The organism is Kitasatospora sp. NPDC096128, assembly GCF_040303105.1.
In the GTDB taxonomy this organism is placed as follows: Bacteria; Actinomycetota; Actinomycetes; order Streptomycetales; family Streptomycetaceae; genus Kitasatospora.
On record NZ_JBEOSP010000003.1, the window covers coordinates 84,033 to 106,446 of the forward strand.

General features: G+C 71.6%; 17 protein-coding genes. 9 read left to right on the top strand and 8 right to left on the bottom strand.

Going from position 1 to position 22,414, the window contains the following annotated elements:
* Positions 1-3: 3 nt before the first annotated feature.
* From ABTY61_RS04810 to ABTY61_RS04835, 6 genes are all read left to right on the top strand, one after another.
* Positions 4-1,662, top strand: coding sequence for an alpha/beta hydrolase (locus ABTY61_RS04810; RefSeq protein WP_350503490.1), 1,659 nt, complete (start codon positions 4-6; stop codon positions 1,660-1,662).
* Positions 1,663-1,989: 327 nt separating this feature from the next.
* Positions 1,990-2,430: a 2-oxo-4-hydroxy-4-carboxy-5-ureidoimidazoline decarboxylase gene (locus ABTY61_RS04815; protein ID WP_350503709.1), complete on the top strand. Its 441-nt coding sequence runs from the start codon at positions 1,990-1,992 to the stop codon at positions 2,428-2,430.
* Between the two features lie 345 nt (positions 2,431-2,775).
* Positions 2,776-3,156 carry a succinate dehydrogenase, cytochrome b556 subunit gene (sdhC, locus tag ABTY61_RS04820; protein WP_350503491.1) on the top strand — a complete coding sequence of 127 codons (381 nt, stop codon included), beginning with the start codon at positions 2,776-2,778 and terminating at the stop codon, positions 3,154-3,156.
* Between the two features lie 8 nt (positions 3,157-3,164).
* Positions 3,165-3,656, top strand: a complete 492-nt coding sequence (sdhD, locus tag ABTY61_RS04825; protein WP_350503492.1) for a succinate dehydrogenase, hydrophobic membrane anchor protein — start codon at positions 3,165-3,167, stop codon at positions 3,654-3,656.
* A 51-nt stretch (positions 3,657-3,707) separates the two neighbouring features.
* Positions 3,708-5,450 (top strand): succinate dehydrogenase flavoprotein subunit, encoded by a 1,743-nt coding sequence (gene sdhA, locus ABTY61_RS04830; RefSeq protein WP_350503493.1) that lies wholly within the window; start codon positions 3,708-3,710, stop codon positions 5,448-5,450.
* On the top strand, positions 5,450-6,220 hold the full coding sequence (locus tag ABTY61_RS04835; protein WP_350503494.1) for a succinate dehydrogenase iron-sulfur subunit: 771 nt from the start codon (positions 5,450-5,452) through the stop codon (positions 6,218-6,220). The genes sdhA and ABTY61_RS04835 overlap by 1 nt, the downstream gene beginning before the upstream one ends.
* 61 nt (positions 6,221-6,281) lie before the next feature.
* Here ABTY61_RS04835 and ABTY61_RS04840 read toward each other — a convergent pair whose 3' ends face one another.
* Positions 6,282-7,901 carry a hypothetical protein gene (locus tag ABTY61_RS04840; protein ID WP_350503495.1) on the bottom strand — a complete coding sequence of 540 codons (1,620 nt, stop codon included), beginning with the start codon at positions 7,899-7,901 and terminating at the stop codon, positions 6,282-6,284.
* Positions 7,902-7,997: 96 nt separating this feature from the next.
* Positions 7,998-8,255 carry an SCO4848 family membrane protein gene (locus tag ABTY61_RS04845; protein WP_350503496.1) on the bottom strand — a complete coding sequence of 86 codons (258 nt, stop codon included), beginning with the start codon at positions 8,253-8,255 and terminating at the stop codon, positions 7,998-8,000.
* Between the two features lie 142 nt (positions 8,256-8,397).
* On the opposite strand from ABTY61_RS04845, the gene ABTY61_RS04850 reads away from it, so the two are divergent.
* A complete protein-coding gene (locus ABTY61_RS04850) occupies positions 8,398-9,600 on the top strand; it encodes a D-alanyl-D-alanine carboxypeptidase family protein (protein WP_350503497.1) in 1,203 nt (400 codons plus the stop codon).
* Between the two features lie 22 nt (positions 9,601-9,622).
* Here ABTY61_RS04850 and ABTY61_RS04855 read toward each other — a convergent pair whose 3' ends face one another.
* Positions 9,623-10,570, bottom strand: coding sequence for a YihY/virulence factor BrkB family protein (locus ABTY61_RS04855; RefSeq protein ID WP_350503498.1), 948 nt, complete (start codon positions 10,568-10,570; stop codon positions 9,623-9,625).
* A gap of 89 nt (positions 10,571-10,659) precedes the next feature.
* A complete protein-coding gene (locus ABTY61_RS04860; RefSeq protein ID WP_350503499.1) occupies positions 10,660-11,658 on the bottom strand; it encodes a glycosyltransferase family 2 protein in 999 nt (332 codons plus the stop codon).
* Between the two features lie 132 nt (positions 11,659-11,790).
* Between ABTY61_RS04860 and ABTY61_RS04865 the strand changes: the two genes are divergently transcribed.
* Both ABTY61_RS04865 and ABTY61_RS04870 read left to right on the top strand, forming a co-directional pair.
* Positions 11,791-15,363 (top strand): bifunctional glycosyltransferase/CDP-glycerol:glycerophosphate glycerophosphotransferase, encoded by a 3,573-nt coding sequence (locus ABTY61_RS04865; protein WP_350503500.1) that lies wholly within the window; start codon positions 11,791-11,793, stop codon positions 15,361-15,363.
* A gap of 277 nt (positions 15,364-15,640) precedes the next feature.
* Positions 15,641-18,151: a CDP-glycerol glycerophosphotransferase family protein gene (locus ABTY61_RS04870; RefSeq protein WP_350503501.1), complete on the top strand. Its 2,511-nt coding sequence runs from the start codon at positions 15,641-15,643 to the stop codon at positions 18,149-18,151.
* 33 nt (positions 18,152-18,184) lie between these two features.
* On the opposite strand, the gene ABTY61_RS04875 is transcribed toward ABTY61_RS04870, so the two are convergent.
* The 4 genes from ABTY61_RS04875 to ABTY61_RS04890 all read right to left on the bottom strand — a co-directional run bounded on the left by ABTY61_RS04875 (position 18,185) and on the right by ABTY61_RS04890 (position 22,353).
* Positions 18,185-18,721, bottom strand: coding sequence for a 2'-5' RNA ligase family protein (locus tag ABTY61_RS04875; RefSeq protein WP_350503502.1), 537 nt, complete (start codon positions 18,719-18,721; stop codon positions 18,185-18,187).
* A gap of 14 nt (positions 18,722-18,735) precedes the next feature.
* Positions 18,736-19,731 (bottom strand): tryptophan--tRNA ligase, encoded by a 996-nt coding sequence (trpS, locus tag ABTY61_RS04880; RefSeq protein WP_350503710.1) that lies wholly within the window; start codon positions 19,729-19,731, stop codon positions 18,736-18,738.
* 75 nt (positions 19,732-19,806) lie between these two features.
* Positions 19,807-21,132 carry a hemolysin family protein gene (locus ABTY61_RS04885; protein WP_350503503.1) on the bottom strand — a complete coding sequence of 442 codons (1,326 nt, stop codon included), beginning with the start codon at positions 21,130-21,132 and terminating at the stop codon, positions 19,807-19,809.
* 228 nt (positions 21,133-21,360) lie between these two features.
* A complete protein-coding gene (locus tag ABTY61_RS04890; protein ID WP_350503504.1) occupies positions 21,361-22,353 on the bottom strand; it encodes a malate dehydrogenase in 993 nt (330 codons plus the stop codon).
* Positions 22,354-22,414 lie beyond the last annotated feature (61 nt).

Sequence of the window (22,414 nt, forward strand, 5' to 3'; positions counted from 1 at the left end):
GCGATGACGATCTTCCGGGCCGCCCGCCCACGGGTACTGCTGACCGCCGTGGCGGCAGGCACCCTGCTGCTCACCGCAGCCTGCAACGACACCGCCCCGACGGCCCAGGACAAGGCCTCCGGCACCACCGCACCCGCCACCACCGCCACCACCGCCCCGACGGCCACCCCGACACCCACCCCGAAGCCCAAGGGCGAGGCGGACCCGGCGCTCAAGGCCTTCTACGGCCAGCAGATCACCTGGGCGGACTGCCCGGCCGACCCCAAGGCCGACCAGGCGAAGATCGACACCTCCGGCATGCAGTGCGGCAAGCTGCACGTCCCACTGGACTACGCCGACCCCGGCGCCGACGCGATCGACCTCGCGCTGATCAACTACCGGGCGTCCGACCGGACGAAGCGGATCGGCTCGCTGATGGTCAACCCCGGCGGCCCCGGCGCCTCCGGCGTCGAGATGGTCAAGTACGGCGCCAAGGACTTCGACGGCACCCTGCACAGCCGCTTCGACGTGATCGGCTTCGACCCGCGCGGCACCGGCGACAGCGCGCCGGTGGTCTGCTACGACGACAAGCGGCTCGACGCCCTCAACCAGACGGACACTCCGGACGACCGCGCCGAGCGCAAGGCCGCCCACGTCCAGCAGTCCACCGAGCACGCCGCCGCCTGCCAGGCCAAGGCCGGCAAGCTGCTGCCCTTCGTCGGCACCCGCAACACCGCCCGCGACCTGGACGTGCTGCGCGCGGTCGTCGGCGACAAGAAGCTCAACTACCTCGGCATCTCCTACGGCACCTACCTCGGCGCCCTGTACGCCGAGGAGTTCCCGCAGAACACCGGCCGGCTGATCCTGGACGGCGCCGTCGACCCGGCCCAGGACACCCTGGACCACAGCGTCGACCAGCAGGTCGGCTTCGAGAAGTCCTTCGAGCGCTTCGCCGTCGACTGCGTGGAGAACCACGCCGACGAGTGCCCGCTCGGCAAGGACAAGGACAAGGCCGCCAAGAAGGCCGCCGACTTCCTGGACGGCCTCCACGACCACCCGCTGACCGCCAAGGACGGCCGCAAGCTCGGCCGCGACATGGCCTGGACCGGCGTCATCTCGCTGCTCTACGGCGACGAGAAGACCTCCTGGCAGTACCTGCGGGCCAGCCTCGGCTGGGCGATGGTCCGCGACAAGGGCGACTACCTGATGGCCTTCGCCGACGACTACAACGGTCGCGACAAGGACGGCCACTACAGCCCGATGGACGAGGCCAACGGCGCGATCAGCTGCGCCGACGCGGCCCGCCCCGCGCCGACCCCCGAGCACGCCCAGCAGGCCGTCGACCGGCTGCTCGCCGAGGCGCCGCTGCTGTCCCGGGGCGTGACGGTGGACGACTACACCGAGCCCGGCTGTGCCTACTGGCCGTTCAAGACCCAGGAGAAGCCGCACACCATCCGCGCCGAGGGCGCCGCCCCGATCCTGGTGGTCGGCACCACCGGCGATCCGGCGACCCCGTACTCCTCCGCCGAGAAGCTGGCCCAGGGCTTCGCCGAGGCCACCCTGCTCACCCGGGTGGGCGAGGGCCACGGCGCCTTCGGCAAGGGCAACACCTGCATCGACGAGGCCATGGCCGCCTACCTGACCGACGGCACGATGCCGGCCGAGGGCACCCGCTGCAGCTGAGCCGGTAGCAGACGCGGACGGGGAGGGCGATGACGCGAAGGTGTCAACGTCACAACTTGATAGCTCGTCCGGATGAATTCCGCGCGCGCCCTCCCCAACTGATGGGGGCTCAACTACCGTTGAGGAGCTGCCGGACCAGCGCCGCGCGCCCCTCCGCAGCCCCATACGCCACCTGCTCCACCCACCCCACCGGCACCTTCCCGCCCTCACGAGGAGGACCCGCTGGCCAGCGACATCCCGTCACAGCGGCCCGACGCCAGCACCGAGCCGACCCTCCTCGGCCTGCACCGCTTCAACGAAGCGGACGTCGGCGCCGCGGAGGAGGCCCTGCTCGCCTGCTGCGGCAGCCACCGCTGGGCCCTGCGGCTCACCGCCCACCGCCCCTACCCCGACATAGAGTCCCTGCTGGCCGCCGCCAGCGAGGCCTCCTACGACCTGCGCCCGGCGGACCTCGCCGAGGCGCTGGCCGACGAGAGCTGGATGCCGCAGCCCCTGCTCGGCATGCGCGCCCCCGGCAGCCAGGCCGCGCACACCGCGCTGCGGGCCGCCCACGCCGCCTACGAGGCCCGGTTCGGCCACGTCTTCGTGGTCTGCCTGGACGGCGTCGCCCCGGAGGAGATGCTCGACACCGTGCTCTCCTCCATCCGCACCCGGCTGGCCAACGACCCGGACGAGGAGCGGCTGATCTCGGCGGACGAGCTCCGGCGGATCGCCCTCACCCGACTGGAGCACCTGGTCGCCACCCACTCCGAGGCCGGCGCGCGCTGAGCCCCGGCACCCCCCGCGCGGCCCGGCGCGCCGGACGACCCGTTCGTCCGGCGCGCCGGGCCGTGTCGGTGTGCGTCGATGCGGCCGCACCCGATTCACCCCGCAGAGTGAATCCGATCACCATCCCGTCACCACAGAGCGCCATATTGATCACCCAGAGTGACTATGACGGCCCCGGTTCCCGTCCGACTAGGCCAGAAGTGCCTGATTGATCACACCTGGGTACCCCGGAGGCGGTTCCCGACACGGCGTCGATAGGATGCTGGCGGCCGGTGGACCGTACCCGGCCGGGCTGACCGACACCGAAGCCGGCCGAGCCCCCAATCGCTTCCGGAGGGTTTTTCCGTGCCGGCTGGAACGCTGTACCGCGGCCGGGAAGGCATGTGGAGCTGGGTGGCTCATCGAGTCACCGGCGTCCTCATCTTCTTCTTCCTGTTCGCCCACGTCCTGGACACCGCTCTCGTACGAGTGTCGCCGGAGTCCTACGACACCGTCATTCAGACGTACAAGACTCCGCTCGTGAACCTGATGGAGTACGGCCTGGTGGCCGCCATCCTGTTCCACGCGCTCAACGGCCTGCGCGTCGTCGCAGTGGACTTCTGGTCCAAGGGCCCGAAGTACCAGAAGCAGATGCTGTGGACCGTCGTCGGAGTCTGGGTCGTCCTGATGGCCGGCTCCTTCTACGGCATCCTGCAGCACACGCTGATCGCCTGGTTCGGGAAGTGAGCTGACTGATGTCCACGGAATACTCCGACGCGATCGTCGTCCCCTCCAAGCAGGCGCACACCGGCAAGGGCCTCGGCACCGGCAACCCCGCCGACGCCTTCGTCATCGAGCCGCCGCGCCAGCGGACCAAGAAGACCCCGCGCCGCACCCGCACCAACTTCGAGATGCTGGCCTGGCTCTTCATGCGCCTGTCCGGTGTCGTCCTGGTCGTGCTGATCCTCGGCCACCTGCTGATCATGCTGGTGTTCGACGGCGGCGTCTCCAAGATCGGGTTCGCCTTCGTCGCCGGCCGCTGGGCCTCGCCGTTCTGGCAGGGCTGGGACCTCCTGATGCTCTGGCTCGCCATGCTGCACGGCGCCAACGGCATGCGTCAGGTCATCAACGACTACGCCGAGAAGGACTCGACCCGGCTCTGGCTCAAGGGGCTCATGGGTACCGCCACGGTCTTCACCGTGCTGCTCGGCACCCTGGTGATCTTCACCTTCGACCCCAACATCTGAGCCGCGAGCACCATCGACCATCGGCAGAGGCCAGAGGCGAGTTAACCCCCCATGCAGATTCACCAGTACGACACCGTCATCGTCGGCGCCGGCGGCGCAGGCATGCGCGCGGCCATCGAGTCGACGCAGCGCAGCCGCACCGCCGTCCTGACCAAGCTCTACCCGACCCGGTCCCACACCGGCGCGGCCCAGGGCGGCATGTGCGCCGCGCTGGCCAACGTCGAGGAGGACAACTGGGAGTGGCACACCTTCGACACGGTCAAGGGCGGTGACTACCTGGTCGACCAGGACGCCGCCGAGATCATGTGCAAGGAGGCCATCGACGCGGTCCTCGACCTGGAGAAGATGGGTCTGCCCTTCTCCCGCACCGAGCAGGGCCGGATCGACCAGCGCCGCTTCGGCGGCCACTCGCGCAACCACGGCGAGGCCCCGGTCCGCCGCTCGTGCTACGCGGCCGACCGCACCGGCCACATGATCCTCCAGACGCTGTTCCAGAACTGCGTCAAGCACGGCGTCGAGTTCTTCAACGAGTTCTACGTCCTCGACCTGCTGCTCAACGAGGGCAAGACGGCCGGCGTCGTCGCCTACGAGCTGGCCACCGGCGAGATCCACGTCTTCCAGGCCAAGTCGGTCGTGTTCGCCTCCGGCGGCACCGGCAAGTTCTTCAAGGTCTCCTCGAACGCCCACACCCTCACCGGTGACGGCCAGGCGGTGGCCTACCGCCGCGGCCTCCCGCTGGAGGACATGGAGTTCTTCCAGTTCCACCCGACGGGCATCTGGCGCATGGGCATCCTGCTCACCGAGGGCGCCCGCGGCGAGGGCGGCATCCTGCGCAACAAGGACGGCGAGCGCTTCATGGAGCGCTACGCCCCCGTCATGAAGGACCTCGCGTCCCGTGACGTCTGCTCCCGCGCGATCTACACCGAGATCCGCGAAGGCCGCGGCTGCGGTCCGGACGGCGACCACGTCTACCTGGACCTCACCCACCTGCCGCCGGAGCAGCTGGACGCCAAGCTCCCGGACATCACCGAGTTCGCGCGCACCTACCTCGGCATCGAGCCCTACACGGACCCGATCCCGATCCAGCCCACCGCGCACTACGCCATGGGCGGCATCCCGACCAACGTCGAGGGTGAGGTCCTGCGCAACAACACCGACGTCGTCCCGGGCCTGTACGCGGCCGGCGAGGTCGCCTGCGTGTCCGTGCACGGCGCCAACCGCCTCGGCACCAACTCGCTGCTGGACATCAACGTGTTCGGCCGTCGCGCGGGCATCGCCGCCGCCGACTACGCCAACGCCAACGAGTTCGTCCCGCTCCCGGAGAACCCGGAGACGCTGGTCCAGGGCATGGTCGACAAGCTCCGCGAGTCGACCGGCACCGAGTCCGTGGCGCAGATCCGCAAGGAGCTGCAGGAGACCATGGACGCCAACGCGATGGTGTACCGCACCGGCGCCACCCTCAAGCAGGCGGTCGAGGACATCGCCGCGCTGCGGGAGCGCTACAAGCACGTCTCCATCCAGGACAAGGGCTTCCGCTACAACACGGACCTCCTGGAGGCCATCGAGCTCGGCAACCTGCTCGACCTGGCCGAGGTGCTGGCCGTCTCCGCGCTGGCCCGCGAGGAGTCCCGCGGCGGCCACTACCGCGAGGACTTCCCGACCCGTGACGACGTGAAGTTCATGCAGCACACCATGGCGTACCAGGAGGTTGCCGAGGACGGCAGCACCTCCATCCGCCTCGACTACAAGCCGGTCGTCACGACCCGCTACCAGCCGATGGAGCGTAAGTACTGATGAGCACTCCGACCGTGGAGCACTCGGCCGCTCTGGACGCGGCCGAGGCCGGTGCCGTACAGCTGATCACCGTCACCTTCCGGATCCGCCGGTTCAACCCGGAGGAGCACCCGGACCCGGTGTGGGTCGACTACCAGCTCACCATGGACCCGAAGGAGCGCGTCCTGGACGCGCTCAACAAGATCAAGTGGGAGCAGGACGGCACCCTCACCTACCGCCGTTCCTGCGCGCACGGCATCTGCGGCTCCGACGCCATGCGGATCAACGGCCGCAACCGGCTGGCGTGCAAGACCCTGATCAAGGACGTCAACCCGGAGAAGCCGATCACGATCGAGGCCATCAAGGGCCTGACGGTCCTCAAGGACCTGGTCGTGGACATGGACCCGTTCTTCCAGGCGTACAAGGACGTCATGCCGTTCCTCATCACCAAGGGGAACGACCCGACCCGCGAGCGCCTGCAGTCCGCCGAGGACCGCGAGCGCTTCGACGACACCACCAAGTGCATCCTGTGCGCCGCGTGCACGTCGTCCTGCCCGGTGTTCTGGAACGACGGCCAGTACTTCGGCCCGGCCGCCATCGTCAACGCGCACCGCTTCATCTTCGACTCGCGCGACGAGGGCGCCGAGCAGCGCCTGGAGATCCTCAACGACCGTGAGGGCGTGTGGCGTTGCCGCACCACCTTCAACTGCTCCGAGGCCTGCCCGCGTGGCATCGAGGTCACCAAGGCGATCCAGGAAGTGAAGCGGGCGCTGGTCACCCGCCGCTTCTGATCCCCGCCTGAGCAACGGCGAGGGCCCCGTCCGATCGGACGGGGCCCTCGCCGTTGTCGGATCAGTTCAGCGGGCCGAGGTCGTTCGCGTCGTCCCAGCCGCTGTACATCACCAGGTGCCGGTCGGCCGTGACGGCCCACAGGTCCGGCTTGCCGTCGCCGTTCGCGTCGCCCGAGCTGCCGAGCGTCGGGTAGGCGGCCACGGTGAAGCCGGTGGCGACGACGTTCGCCTTCGGGTCCGCGAGGGCGGAGAAGTCGAAGGTGCCGTCGGCCTTCTTCGGGATCGGGTAGGCGTGCAGTTCGCCGGTGGCCCGGTCACGCGCCCAGAGGGCCTGGTTGCCGGAGGCGTCCGGGCCGGGAGCGACCAGGTCGTAGCCGTTCCAGGCACCGGAGGTGGTGAGCTTGCGGACCTTCTGGAAGCCGAAGGTGAACTCGCCGCCGGCGTGCAGCCAGAGGTTGCCGTTCTCCAGCGTCAGCAGTGACGGGGAGGTGGCATCGGTCACCGGACCGAACGCGAGGATCTGGTCGGCCTTGGACCAGTCGCTCGCGTAGTCGGCAGGGCAGGGCGCGGCCGCCCCCGCGTCGTTCAGGCAGCGGGTCGAGCGCGTCGCACCCGTCATGGGATCGGTGAAGGAGCCGTAGTCGAAGTTCCGGTACAGGTAGAGGTATCCGTCACCGGGCTTGTGGATGAAGATGTCGTCGGACGACGGCGCATGGGAGTTGGACCAGCCGCGGTGGGCCACCTGGAGCTGCGCCCAGCTGCCGTCGCGCGGAGCCCGGTTGGCCGGAATCGTGGTGGTCGGCGTGGCGTCGGTCCCGTTGACCGGGATGTACTGCAGGTTGCCCTGGGCGTCCGGCAGCAGGACGTCCGCGACGCCGTCCCCGTCCACGTCGCCGAGGGTCTTCGGCGGGTTGGGGTTCGTCGGGGCGTAGAAGGAGTAGGTCGTCTGGCCGACGTTGCCCGAGTTGTCGATCGCCTGGACGATGAGGTTGTTGCTCCCCCAGTCCAGGACCTTGAGGTCGACCTTCGCGGTACCGTCGGCCTCCGGCTCGACGGCGTCCGCCGCGTCGCAGCCGGCCACCCCGATGTAGTTCCACGCGTACCGGAAGCAGGCGATGCCGGAGGACTCGCCACCGGCCGGCGCCGGGTCGGCGCCCTTGAGGACGAAAGTCCCCTTCTGGCCCGCGTACTTGGTGGCCTTGCCGCTTGCCGGGAAGTCGGCCGAGGAGACCGTGACGGTCGGACTGGTGGTGTCCACGGTGAAGTGGCAATCCGCCGACGGGGCGGAGGCCTGGGTGCCCTGCAGCGCCCAGGCGTGCCAGGCGTAGCTGTGCCCGTCCAGCAGGCCCGGGACGGTGAGGCCGGCCTGCTGGTTGAAGCCCGCCTGGGCCTCGCCGGTGAACACCGGGTCCTCGGCGCCCGTGGTCACGTCCCAGACGCCGAACCGGGCGCCGGTGCCGGTGACCGTGACGTTGAGCGCCGGTCCGTTGACGCTCCGGCCGATCCAGGTCGGATCGGCCGCCGAGTCACAGGCCTTGACGTGATAGGAGTCGGCCCCCTGGCCCGCGCCGAGGACGGCCGGCGCGGTGTCGGCCATCGCAGCCGTCGGCGTGGCGAGCAGGCCGGCGGCCACAGCCGCCGCGGTGACCCCGCCGAGTCTGCGGGCACGCGAAAGTGTCATGGAGATTCCCCACCCTTTGTGTTCAGCGCGTCCGGTACGCGCATGAGAACGGTGAGGATCTTGCCAGTGGGGACCGACGGGCGGCAACGGGGATTGTCAGTCGGTGACCGGCGTGCGGCGGGTGGCGCGCAGGCCGCGGACGCCGACGGTGCCGACCGCGACGCCGAGCAGGAAGGAGGTGACGGCGAGCAGCAGGTGGATCCAGAAGAACGCGGTGGGCTGGGAGTGGTCGCCGTTCACGAAGGCCTGGTTGCCGGAGTCCTTCCACAGGTTCTTGACGAAAGTCGTCCAGATGATCATCGACCAGACGCCGAAGGCGGTCAGGAACCAGGAGGTGCGGCGGCTGAGCTTCATGGATGGTCCTCGACGGGGGTGTGAAGGCGGGGTGCCTCTCCCAGTATGCGCGGGCCTCCGATCGGCGTAGGGCGGGCCCCTCCTGCGGAGGACCCGTACGGTGTGGCGGACGGCCGGGCTCCGCAGTGGGTACGGTCAGCTGGTGTCCACACCCCGTCACACCTTCGCCCAGTTGTGCGCCGCGGTCACCGCGGCCCTCCCGGTCCTGCTCGCCGCCCCGGCGGCGGTCGCGGCTCCGCAGGCGCCGCCCCCGTCGACCGCGATCGGCGGTGAGCGGCTGGGGATCCCCGGGGTCCAGGTCAGTCCGCTGGCGGGGGCGCCGGCACTGCCGACCGACCTCACCGGCCAGTCCTGGATAGTCTCCGACGCCACGTCAGGCGATGTGCTGGCGGCCTACAACCCGCACCTCAGGCTGCCCCCGGCGAGCACCTTGAAGATCCTCTTCGCGGACACCGTGCTGCCCAAGTTCGACCGCAACGCGGTGCACCGGGTCGCCGACGAGGAGATCCAGAACATCGGCGCCGGCAGCAGCCTGGTCGGCATCAAGGAGAACCTGGACTACCGGGTCGAGGACCTGTGGCGCGGGGTGTTCCTGAGCTCGGGCAACGACGCCGTGCACGTCCTGGCGCACATGAACGGCGGCATCCAGCCGACCGTCAACGAGATGCAGGCCCGGGCCGAGGCCCTCCAGGCCCGGGACACCAAGGTGATCTCCCCGGACGGCTACGACATGGACGGCCAGCTGTCCTCGGCCTACGACCTGTCGCTGTTCGCCCGCTCCGGCCTGCGCAACCCGGACTTCCGGGGGTACTGCGCGACCCGGGACGCGATGTTCCCCGGCGCCGTCGACAAGAACACCGGCCAGCGCGGCAGCTTCGGGATCGCCAACACCGACCGGCTGCTGGGCAGGTACCCCGGACTGATCGGGGTGAAGAACGGCACCACCACCAACGCCGGCTCGACCTTCGTCGGCGCGGCCGAGCGGAACGGCCGGACCCTGCTGGTGACGGTGATGCACCCGGCCAGTTACCAGCGGGTGTACGACGAGACGGCCGAGCTGCTGGACTGGGGGTTCGCCGCGGCCGGCAAGGTGCAGCCGGTCGGCCGGCTGGTGGACGAGAAGCCGGCCGGCGGCGATGAGCCGACCGGTCAGGCAGGCGGCACCGCCGGTGTCCCCGCCCCGCCGCCGCACGCCTCCCCCACCGCGGGCCGCGCCGCCGCCGGGGCGGCCGGGGACGACGGGCCGGGCCTGGGCACCTGGTCGGCCGTGCTGGTCGGGGCCGTGGTCGCGGCGGGCGCCGTGGTGGCCCTCCGGCGCCGGACGGCGGGCCGCGCCGGGGACTGAGCAGCCGCGCGGCACCCCGGCCTCAGGTGCGCGGCCGGGGCGTCCCCGCGGGGGCCTCGGCCCGCGCCTCGGCGGCGTCGGCCGCGGCCAGCAGGGCCCGGCCGTGCTCCCTGGTCCGCTCCCGGGCCGCCGCCGGGTCGGCCGTCGCCGTCCAGGCCACGCAGTACATCAGCAGCCGGCTGACGAAGTTGATCCACAGCAGCAGCGCCACCGGCGTGGCGAAGGCGCCGTACAGGCTCCGCCCGGCGACCGAGCCGAGGTAGGAGGCGAGCAGCAGCTTCAGCAGTTCGAAGCCGACCGCGCCGATCAGCGCGCCGGTCAGCAGGTCCCGGCGGCGCTGGCCGGTGATCCCCGGGAAGGGTGCCAGCAGGTAGGCGAAGAGCAGCATGTCGCACGCTATGGCGATCAGCACCCCGACCCCGGTGAGCAGGTAGCCGCTGCCCAGGCCGATCGCGTCGGCGATCCGCCCGGCGAGCGTGGTGCCGGTGGCGGAGGCGCCCAGCGAGAACAGCGACACCAGGCCGAGGCCGGCCAGCACCACGACGTCCCAGGCCTTGCGCAGCACCGGGTTGCCGTCCTCCTGGGGGAGCTGCCAGAGGTCCCGGATCGAGGTGCGCATGGTGTCCACCCAGCCGAGGCCGGAGACCAGCAGCAGGGCGCCGCTGACCAGCCCGAGGGTGCCCGCGTTGGCCACCAGGGACGGCAGGTTGAGCGCGTCCGACAGGCCCGGCAGCTGGTCGGAGATGCGGTGCTGGAGGTCGGCCACCTGGCTGCCGTTCAGCGTCGCGGCGGCGATCGCCAGGCCGACCGTGAGCAGCGGGAACAGGGCGAGGAAGCCGAAGAAGGTGACGGCTCCGGCCAGCCGGTTGCCGCGGGCGGCGGAGAAGTACTCGTACACCCGGTACGGGCGGCTGCGCAGCACCCGGGCCACGAGCGGGCCCAGGACCGGAAGGCGGGTCAGGAAGTCCACCCGACCGGTTATACCGGTCCGTCCCCCGAACGGCCGTCAGGCGCGGGGCGGATCCGCCCGACCGGGCCGACGACGATGAGCCGTCGACCTCAGCCGTTGACGAGCCGGCGGGCCTTCGCCAGGGCCCGGACGGCCTGGTAGGCGGCGTAGCGCCCGTGGCCGAGCAGTTCGGTGCGCACGCCGTCCACGCCGGGCGGCGGGCGGTAGCCGGCCGGGCGCAGCCGGGCGCAGTGCGCGGCGGAGCGACGGAAGTACTCGCGGCGGTCTCCGGGCGGGATCCGGCCGGGCTTGGCGACCACGGTGTTGAGGTGGTTCAGCATCTTGCCGAAGACGACCGGGCGCCACGGGTCCAGGTCGGGGCGGCGGTCGAGGAAGGCGAAGACCAGGTCGTACTGGGCGAAGACGTCGAAGTGCTTGCGGCTGGCGGTGGCCAGGATGTTGCCGCCCTCCTGGCGCTGGCGGTAGTGCACACCGACCCGGTCGAGCAGGGTGATGCTGGCGGCGGCGAGCAGCGCCGGGTACGTCCAGGGGGTGTCCTCGTAGTAGCCGGCCGGGAAGACCAGTTCCTGCTCGGTGATGAACCCCCGGCGGTAGGCCTTGTTCCAGACGACCTGGAGCAGGTCGAGCAGGTCGGGGCGGGCGGCGAGGTCGAAGACGTCCGGGGAGTCGGCGCCGAAGACGTGGCCGGCGGCGGCGCGGGTGATCCGGCCGTCGGCGTAGGTGCGGGCGTAGTCGTAGACCAGGACGTCCGGGTCGCCGGTGGCGGCGAGGCGGGCGTCGACGGCCTCCAGCAGGCCGGGGGTGAGGGTGTCGTCGCTGTCGAGGAAGACCACGTAGTCGCCGGTGGCGACCTCCAGGCCGGCGTTGCGGGCCCGGCCGAGGCCGACGTTCTCCGGCAGGTGGAGCACCCTGACCCGGGGGTCGGCGGCGGCCGCCTCGTCCAGCATGGCGCCGCAGCCGTCCGGCGAGCGGTCGTCCACCGCGATCAGTTCGAGGTCGGGTCCACCCTGGCCGAGGACGGATTCGAGGCACTCGGCGAGGTAGTCCTGGACCTGGTACACGGGGACGATGACGCTGAAGCGGGGCACGGGCCCAGCGTAGTGGGCCCGGGGAGGGTCGGGCCCCGGAGGTAGGATCGGGGCGCACGTACGCACCGATCCAAGTGCGGCCAGACCCCCAGCGGGCTGCCACGCTCCTCCCGAGAAAGGCCTGCGTAGCCGATGGCTCCCCGCCTCTCCATCGTCGTTCCGATCTACAACGTCGAGCGCTATCTCGTCGAATGCCTCGACTCGATCGCCGCCCAGTCCTTCACGGACTTCGAGTGCGTCATGGTCGACGACGGTTCTAAGGACGGCAGCGCGGCGCTCGCCGAGGCGTACGCGGCCCGGGACCCCAGGTTCCGGCTGGTCCGGCAGGTCAACAAGGGCCTCGGCGCGGCCCGCAACACCGGCATCCGGCACATCGACCCGGACTCCGAGTTCCTGTGCTTCGTGGACAGCGACGACTCGATGCCGCCGAGTGCGTACGAGCTGATGATCAACACGCTGGAGGAGACCGGCTCGGACTTCTGCACCGGCAACGTGCTGCGGTTCCGCGCGGTGGGCTACTACCAGTCCGGCGGGCACTCGAAGCCGTTCAAGGAGACCCGCCTCAAGACCCACATCACCGAGCTCCCGGCGCTGGTCACCGACCGCACCGCGTGGAACAAGGTGTACCGGCGGTCCTTCTTCGACGCCGCCGACCTGCTCTACCCCGAGGGCATCCTGTACGAGGACGCGCCGGTCAGCGTGCCGCACCACTACCTCGCCAAGAGCGTGGACGTGCTCTCCGAGCCGATCTACCACTGGCGGGAGCGCGAGGTCGGCGAGATGTCGATCACCCAGATGCGCACCAACCCCAAGGGCCTGATCGACCGGGTCGCCTCGGTCGAGCTGGTCCGCGCCTGGCTGAAGCGGCAGACCGAGCCGCGCTTCGCCGAGTACCTGCGCTCCTACGACGAGAACACCCTCGTCGAGGAGATCCCGATGTTCTTCTGGTCCGTCGTGGACGGCGACAAGGAGTACCGGGACGCCTACGTCCAGTGCGTCAGCCGGCTGCTCCGCTCGATCGGCCAGGAGCAGGTCCGCAAGCTGCGCGCGCCGCTGCGGCTGAAGTACCACCTGACCCTGCAGAACCGGGTCGACGAGCTGGTCGAGCAGATCAAGTACGAGGGTGAGAGCGGCGGCGGTGTGCAGGCCCGCGGCCTGCTGCGGCCGTACGCGGACTACCCGTTCCTGCGCGGCGGCCGCAAGAGCGTGCCGTCCGGCGTGCTCAAGCTGGACAACTCGCTGGTCATGCGCAGCCGGCTGTACAAGAGCGCCTGGGTGGGCGGCAAGCTGGAGCTGACCGGGCACGCGTACCCGGAGCAGCTGGGCGCGTCGAACAAGCACGACATGGTCCGCACCCTGGTGCTGCGCGAGGCCAAGGGCCGCCGGGTCATCGCGGTGCCGATGAAGACCCAGTACAGCCCCGAGGCCACCGCGAGCTGCAACCACGACCTGTACAACTGCGACTGGTCCGGCTTCACCGTCGCCCTCGACCCGAAGAAGCTCAAGCACCGCGGCCAGTGGAAGGACGGCCACTGGCGCGTCCTGGTGGCCGGCGCGGGCAAGGGCGGGATCTACAAGGGCCGGATCTCGGCGGGCTGGAGCGACACCGCCGAGTCGATCCCGCAGCACTGGGTCGAGCCGGACGTGCGGATCGTGCCGTGGGTCCGGGACAACTTCGTCTACCTCCAGGTGGAGACCGTCAAGGCCCGGGTGACCGGTCTGGCCGCGCACGGCGGCCGGGTTGAGGTCTCCGGTGCGGCCCGCTCCGGGGCGAGCTTCGCCGGGGCCCGGCTTCGGCTCACCCACGTCGAGTCGGACCGCGAGCTGACCTTCCCGGTGGAGCTGGGCACGCCGGCCGGCACGCTGCAGCCGTTCAGCGCCTCCGTCGAGACGGCCGAGCTGACCGCCGTCCGCGAGGCCTGGGCCGAGCTGGACCCGGTGGCCGGCGAGCGCGTCCGCGACCGCTGGGACAGCGCGCTGCTGCTGGCCGACGGCAGCGTCCTGCCGCTGGTCTGGGACGACCGCAACGCACCCGAGCAGCTGCACGTCCCGCTGAACCCGCAGGCGCCGGTCGGGCAGCGCCGGGCGATCTACACCAAGCCCTCCCCGAGCGGCCACCTCCAGCTCTCCGACCAGCTGCTGCAGCCGGTCGTGGACGAGGTGTCGGCGCGCGGCGCCGACGGCTTCCTGCTGAGCGGCTCCTTCCCCCAGCCCGGCGCGCACCGCTGGGAGCTGGTGGTCCGGCACCACTGGCGCGAGGAGGAGCACGTCTACCCGGTGGAGATCTCGGACGGCCGGTTCCGCACCGCGCTGCCCGCCGTGCCGACCGCCACCTTCGCCGGCCGGGTGCCGCTCGCCCAGGGCACCTGGAACGTCTTCTTCCGCCCGGTCGGCGTCCCGGCCGCCAGCCTGCCGGACAGCTACGTGCAGATCTCCCCGGACTGCTTCGGCTCGCTGCCGGTGGAGGTGGAGTCCCGCGGCAAGCGGATCGCGCTGGAGCGCCGCTACCACGACGGCCTGTCGCTGGAGTCGCACTCGGCCCTGCTGCCCGAGGAGCGGTCCGGCTACCGTCAGCGCCGGCTGCGCAGCACCGACTACCCGGCCGCCCGCCGCCTGCCGGTGCGCGACACGGTGCTCTACAACGCCGGCCACGGCAGCGCGTACGCCGACTCGCCGAGGGCGATCCACGAGGAGCTGGTCCGCCGCGGCCTGCCGCTGGAGCACCTGTGGGGCAGCGACGACATGCAGGCCGAGCTGCCGCGCACCGCGCAGCCGATCCGGCTGTGGAGCCCGGAGTGGTTCGAGGCGCTGGCGACCGCCAAGTACATCGTCACCAGCACCCACCTGCCCGACTTCTTCGTCCGCCGCCCCGGCCAGGTGGTCCTGCAGACCCGGATGGGCAGCCCGCTGAAGCAGGTCGGCTTCGACTTCGAGAAGGTCTGGTTCACCGACTCGAACTACCTCAAGGGCCTGGCCCGCGAGGTCCCGAACTGGAGCCTGCTGGTGGCCGGCAACAGCTGGTCCGCCCCGGTGCTGCGGCGCGCCTTCGACTACCAGGGCGAGATCCTGGAGAGCGGATCGCCCCGGAACGACCTGTTGTTCGCGGCCGACCGGGAGAAGACCGCCGAGCAGGTCCGCGAGCGGCTCGGCCTGCCCGAGGGCAAGAAGGTCGTGCTGTACGCGCCGACCTGGCGCGAGGACCGGCGCCGGCCGAACGGCGGCTACCAGATCGACCTGCGGCTCGACCTGGAGGCGGCCAAGGCCGCGCTCGGCGACGACCAGGTGCTGCTGGTGCGCCGGCACAACATGATGTGCGGCCAGATCCCCGGCGCCGGCAACGGCTACATCTGGGACGTCGGCAGCTACCCCGACATGGCGGAGCTGCTGCTGATCGCCGACGTACTGGTCACCGACTACTCGTCGAGCGTCTTCGACTTCGCCACCACCGGCAAGCCGATGATGTTCTTCACCCACGACCTGGAGCACTACCGCGACAACCTGCGCGGTTTCAGCCTGAACTTCGAGGCCGAGGCCCCGGGCCCGCTGCTGGCCACCTCCGAGGCGCTGGTCGACGCGCTCGGACGGGTGGACGCGGTGGCGGCCGAGTACGCGGACAAGGCGGCCGCGTTCCGCGAGGCGTACTGCGACCTGGACGACGGCAAGGCCGCCGCACGGGTGGTCGACGCGATGCTCCGCAAGGAGTAGCCACCGGCTGGTACCGAGGCGCCCGGCGCGATCCGCGCCGGGCGCCTCGGCGATATCTGGGAATTCCCTGAGATCCACCCGCCCTTTACGTCCAATTTGCACTCGAACTTACGTTTAGTCGACGAATTTCAAAGGAAATTCTACGAACCGTACAGTTGACCCGGGGTGCCTTCCCGGGGTGGGATATCAAATCGGCCCCGGACCGGTCGTCACCGGCACCGCGGCCCTCCCGGCCACCGCCATGCCCGGGACCTCATCCCGAAGGGCCATCCGCACCATGTCTTCGCTCACCCGGTTCGTTCTGCCGCACGCCGCCCCCCGGGTGGCCGCCGGTCGGCCAGCCGTCGACGAGGACGTCGCGTTCGGGCTGCTGCGCGCCCGCTGGCACGGCCGCGGGCTGGAGCTCACCGGCTTCGCCCGCCCGCTGGACCAGGACACCGGCCGCCCCGGCTCGGCCTGGACCTGGCTGACCCTGCGGCACGAGGACGGGGCCGAACCGCCGCTCCACCTGCGCTCCAGACCCCGGCGACTGCCCGAGGTCACCGACGACAGCGCCCAGCCCGAGCACAACCACGACTGGTCCGGCTTCACCGTCCTGGTGGAACCCTCCCGGCTGCGCCGGGACGACCGCTGGCTGCTCGGCGACTGGCAGATCGAGACCACCCTCTTCACCCGCCCCCGCCCCACCCGGCTGCGCCGCCAGTACGGCGCCCTCGCCCCCCACTGGTGCGGCTCCGGCGAATACCCGCCCGCCCGCTGGGTGGACCGGGACGTACGCCTCCAGCCGTCCTTCGAGGACGGCCGGCTGCGGCTGCGGCTGGAGCGCCCCGGCGTCCGGCTCGACCGCGCCGAGCCCGCCGCCGACGGCATCCGGCTGGGCGGCGTCGCCGACCACTGCCCGGCCGGCACCGTGCTGCGGCTGCGGCACCGGCAGAGCGAGGCGGTGATCGAGCAGCCGCTCACCCGCACCGGCAACACCTTCGCCGTCGAACTGCCGTACCGGCCGTTCACCGCCGACGGGCGCGGCCGCGAGGACCTGGAGCACTGGGACGCCGAACTGCTGCGCCCCGACGGCGGCACCGAGCAGCTCTGCCTGGACGAGCGCGGCGGCCCGGTGGCCGGCCAGTACCCGCTGCCGGACGCCCCGGGCCGGGTGCTCTACCTCAAGCACCTCGCCGACGGCCGGCTCCAGGTCTGCGTCCAGCCCGCCGCCGGGCTGGTCGACCGGATCGCGGTCCACTTCGGCGGCTTCGAGCTGTCCGGCCACTGCCCGGACCCGGACGCCGGCCGGCTGGAGCTGGTGCTGCGGCACGGCGGCACCGCGGGCGAGGTCCGCACCCCCGTCGAGCCCGAGCCGGACGGCCGCTTCCGGGTGCGGGTGCCCGCCACCCGCACCGGCTCGGACGGCGCCGTGCTGCCGCTGCGCAAGGGCATCTGGGAGGCCGCCCTGGAACCGGCCGACCGCTCCGGCCCGGCCCGGCCGCTGCTCGCCGCCCCGACCGTGCTGCCCGCCCTGCCCGCCACCGCGACCACCGGCGGCAAGCACGTCCTGCTGCAGCGCCGCTGGCACGACACCCTGCTGGTGGACTCCACCCCGGTGCTCGACGCCGCCGAGCGCAGCGCCTGGACCCAGGCCCGGCTGCGCACCGAGCACTACCCCGCGGCCCGCCGCGAGCCGCTGCGCGAGGCGGTGCTGTACGACGTCTTCGGCGGCCGCGGCTACGCCGACTCCCCGCGCGCGGTGCACGCCGAACTCGCCCGCCGCGGCGAGCCGTTGGAGCACCTGTGGGTGGTCGACGACGGCCAGGCCGAACTGCCGCCCGGCGTCGTCCCGATCCGGATCTGGAGCCCGCAGTGGTACCGGGCCCTGGCCACCTGCCGGTACCTGGTCGGCAACACCCACTTCCCGGACTTCCTGGAGCGCCGCGAGGGCCAGGTCGTGGTGCAGACCTGGCACGGCTCGCTGCTCAAGCGGATCGCCCACGACGTCGACAACCCCTGGCTCGCCGACCACGGCTACCTGGAGGCGCTCGACCGGGAGACTCCGCAGTGGAGCCTGCTGCTCTCCCCCAGCCCGTTCGCCACCCCGATCCTGCGGAGCGCCTTCCGCTACGACGGCGAGGTGCTGGAGTCCGGCTACCCGCGCGGCGACGTGCTGGCCCGGCCCGACCCGCGGGTCGCCGCGGCCGTCCGCCGCCGGCTCGGCATCCCCGAGGGCAAGCGGGTGGTGCTGTACGCGCCGACCTGGCGCGAGGACCAGCAGCGCGGCGACGGCGACGGCTTCCGGCTCGACCTGCGGCTCGACCTCGACCACGCCCGCCGACTGCTCGGCGAGGACCACGTGCTGCTGGTCCGCCCGCACTCGCACGTGCGCGACCCGCTGCCGGGCGCCGGCGACGGCTTCCTGTTCGACTGCGGGGACTTCCCCGACCCGCAGGAACTGCTGCTGATCGCGGACGTGCTGGTGACCGACTACTCGTCGATCATGTTCGACTTCGCGATCACCGGCCGCCCGGTCTACTTCTTCACCTACGACCTGGAGCACTACCGCGACACCCTGCGCGGCTTCTACTTCGACTTCGAGGCGGACGCCCCCGGACCGCTGGTGCCGGACTCCGCCGAACTCCTCGGCGCACTGCGCGAACTCGCCGACGGCGGAGCGCAGTTGCCGCCCGGCTACGCCGAGCGCTACCGGCGCTTCCGGGCCGCGCACTGCGCCCTGGACGACGGCGGCGCGGCCGGCCGGGTGGTCGACCGGATGCTCGGACTCGGCCGCGGCGCGCGGTAGTCCACCGCGGCCGGGCTCAGGAGCAGTGCCGGTTCAGGAGAAGCGGTAGTCCCGCCAGGGCCGCCAGACCTCGTCCGCGTCGAAGCGGGAGAGCGAGAAGCCCGGCACCAGGAAGGACGCCCGGAACCCGCGCGCCTGCTCGTACGCCTGGTCCAGCACGTCGTCCGGCAGGCCGTGGGCGACCGTCACGTGCGGGTGGTACGGGAAGGCCAGTTCGCGGGCCAGCGGACCGGAACGGACGTCCGCCTCCAGCAGCCGGCACTCGTGCGCGCCCTCCTCGACCCGGACGAACACCACCGGGGAGACCGGGCGGAAGGTGCCGGCGCCGCTCAGCAGCATCCGGAACGGCCGGTGCGCCGCCGCCACCGAGGCCAGGTGCTCCTCGATCTTCGGCAGTTCCTCGGCCGGCACCTCGGTGGGCGGCAGCAGGGTGACGTGCGTCGGTATCGAGCGGGCCTGCGGATCGCCGAGGCCGGCCCGGGCGTCCTGGACCCGCGCGCCGTGCGGGTCCGGAACGCTCACGGACACGCCGATGGTGAGGACCTCGGGGAGGTCCTCACCATCGGGCATGCGCGAGAGCGGAGTCACCGCTTGGCGGCCGGGAGGAAGCCGATCCGGTCGTACACGGTCGCCAGCGTCTCGGAGGCCACCGCGCGGGCCTTCTCGGCGCCGATCGCCAGCACCCGGTCCAGCTCGGCCGGGTCGTCCAGGAAGGTGCTGGTGCGCTCCTGGAAGGGGGTCACCCACTCGGTGAACAGCTCGGCCAGCTCGGTCTTCAGGGCGCCGTACATCTTGCCCTCGAAGTGCGCGACCAGCTGCTCGACCGACTGGCCGCTGAGCGCGGAGTGGATCCGCAGCAGGTTGGAGACGCCCGGCTTCTGCTCCTCGTCGTAGGAGACCACGGTGCCGGTGTCGGTGACGGCGCTCTTGAACTTCTTGGCGCTGACCTTCGACTCGTCCAGCAGGCTGACCAGGCCCTTGGCCGAGGAGGCCGACTTGCTCATCTTGATGCCCGGGTCCTGGAGGTCCATGATCTTCGCCGTCTCCTTGAGGATGTACGGCTTCGGGATCGTGAACGTGGGGGCGTAGCGCGAGTTGAACCGCTCCGCGATGTCGCGGGTGATCTCCACGTGCTGGCGCTGGTCCTCGCCGACCGGGACGGCGTCCGCCTGGTAGAGCAGGATGTCCGCGATCTGCAGGATCGGGTAGGTGAACAGGCCGACGGTGGTGCTGTCGGCGCCGTACCGGGAGGACTTGTCCTTGAACTGGGTCATCCGGGAGGCCTCGCCGAAGCCGGTGAGGCAGTTCATCACCCAGGCGAGTTGCGCGTGCTCGGGCACGTGCGACTGGACGAACAGGGTGCAGTGCTCAGGGTCCAGGCCGGCGCCGAGCAGCTGGGCGGCGGACACCCGGGTGTTCTGGCGCAGGGTCACCGGGTCCTGCGGCACGGTGATCGCGTGCAGGTCGACGACCATGTAGAAGGCGTCGTTCTCCTTCTGCAGGTCGACCCACTGGCGCACCGCGCCCAGGTAGTTGCCGAGGTGGAACGAGCCGGAGGTGGGCTGGATCCCGGAGAGCACCCGAGGACGGTCCTTGACCGGACCAGTGACCGCTGCGTTGACCATGCGGGCCATTCTTCCAGTTCCCCCGGTCGCTCAGGAAACCTCCGCCCCAGGAGGCTCCTCCGGTGTGACCGCACTCACCCTCACCCGGGCGATCCGCCGGCCCTCCACCTTGGCCACCGTCAGCAGCACCGCGCCGCCGCCCTCGACCGGGACGCGGGCCTGGTCGCCGTCCCGGGGCAGCCGGCCGAGGGCGGCGACCAGGCAGCCGGCCACCGTCTCGTACGGGCCCTCGGGCAGGGTGACGCCGGTCTCCTCGGTGAAGTCGCCGAGGTTGAGCAGGCCGTCCAGCTCGGTGCCGCCGCCAGCCAGCCGGCGGGTGGGGGCGGCCTCGGGCCGGTCGTACTCGTCCCGGATCTCGCCGATCACCTCCTCGACCAGGTCCTCCAGGGTGACGATGCCGGCCGTGCCGCCGTACTCGTCCACCACGATGGCCAGGTGGTGACCCTCCCGGCGCATCTCGCCCATCGCCTCCAGCACCCGTTTGGTGCCGGGCAGCAGCTTGACCTGGCGGGCCAGGTCGCGGACCTTGACGGCCTGCTCGCCGCGGGCGCCGTAGAGGTCCCGGACGTGCACGAAGCCGACCACCGCGTCGGCGCTGCCCTCGACCACCGGGTAGCGCGAGTGCGGCGAGGTCTCGGCCTGGTGCCGTACGGCGGCCAGCGGGCGCTCGGCGTCCAGGAAGGTCACCTCGGTGCGCGGGACCATCACCTCGCGCAGCTGGCGCTCCCCCGCGGCGAACACGTCCGCGATCAACGCCCGTTCGTCGCTTCCCAGTTCGGTGTTGGAGGCGACCAGGCCGCGCAGTTCCTCGGAGCTCATCGAGCCGCGCCCGGCCGCCGGATCGCCGCCGAACAGCCGGACCATCAGGTTGGTGGAGTGGCCGAGCAGCCAGATCACCGGGCGCAGCGCGACCGACATCACGTCCACCACCGGGGCGGCGATCACCGCGATGGACTCGGCACGCTGGAGGCCGATCCGCTTGGGGGTGAGCTCGCCGAGCACCAGCGAGACGTAGCTGATCAGCAGGGTCAGCCCGACCAGGGCGAGCGCGTCCGCGACCCCCTGGGACAGCCCGGCCTCGACGAACAGCGGGGCGACCTTGCCGGCCAGGGTGTCCGCGCCGAACGCGGCGGACAGGAAGCCCATGCAGGTCACGCCGACCTGGACGGCGGCCAGGAAGCGGTTGGGGTCGGCGGCCAGGTGCGCGGCCCGGGCCGAGCGCCGGGTGCCGCGCGCCTCCAGCGTCCGGATCTGGCCCTCGCGCAGCGAGATCAGCGAGATCTCGGCGACGTTGAACAGGCCGCCCAGCAGGATGAAGACGAGGACGAGCGCGGCGTCCCCGAGGGTTTCGTTCACAGCGGGCCAGTGTAGGCGGCCGAGGTGTCCGCGCCCGGGCCCCGCCTCGAGCCGAAGGGGCGCGCCGGTGCCGAAAGGGAGAGCGCGAGGGAGCGACGAAGGAGCGAGGGAACGCCGACCGTCGGCACCGGGTCGGAGCGCCCCGGAGGCGAGCGGGCGATCAACAGCCGACGGCCCGCCGCCCCCGGGCGGGGGCGGCGGGCCGTCGGAAGGGCCGTGCGGCGGGGCTCAGATGAGGCCCAGCTCCTGGACCGCGTCGCGCTCCTCGGTCAGCTCCTTGACCGAGGCGTCGATGCGGGCGCGGGAGAAGTCGGAGATCTCCAGGCCCTGGACGATCTCGAACTTGCCGTCCTTGGTGGTGACCGGGAAGGAGGAGATCAGGCCGGCCGGGACGCCGTAGGAGCCGTCGGAGACGACGCCCATGGAGGTCCAGTCGCCCTCGGCGGTGCCGTTGACCCAGGTGTACACGTGGTCGATGGCGGCGTTGGCGGCCGAGGCGGCCGAGGAGGCGCCGCGGGCGTCGATGATGGCCGCGCCGCGCTTGGCGACGGTCGGGATGAAGTCGTTCTCCAGCCAGGCCTGGTCGCTGCCGACGGCCTCGAAGGCCGGCTTGCCGGCGATCTCGGCCTGGAAGATGTCCGGGTACTGGGTCGCGGAGTGGTTGCCCCAGATGGTGACGCGCTTGATGTCGGAGACCAGGGCGCCGGTCTTGCCGGAGAGCTGGCCGACCGCGCGGTTGTGGTCCAGGCGGGTCATCGCGGTGAAGCGCTCGGCCGGGACGTCCGGGGCGTTGCGCTGGGCGATCAGGGCGTTGGTGTTGGCCGGGTTGCCGACGACCAGGACCTTGATGTCGTCCGCGGCGTGAGCGTTGATGGCCTTGCCCTGCGGGCCGAAGATGCCGCCGTTGGCCTGCAGCAGGTCGCCGCGCTCCATGCCGGCGGTGCGCGGGCGGGCGCCGACCAGCAGCGCGACGTTGGCGCCGTCGAAGGCCTCGTTCGGCTGGTCGGTGATGGTGATGTCGCGCAGCAGCGGGAAGGCGCAGTCGACGAGCTCCATGGCGGTGCCCTCGGCGGCCTTGAGGCCCTGCGGGATCTCCAGGAGGCGCAGGTTCACCGGCACGTCGGCACCGAGCAGGTGGCCCGAGGCGATGCGGAAGAGCAGCGCGTAGCCGATCTGGCCGGCTGCTCCGGTGATGGTGACGTTGACGGGGGTGCGGGTCATTTCTACCTTCTCCAGCAAATCGCCAGGTGCCCCAGGCACACCGGCGCACTGGAGCCGAGGA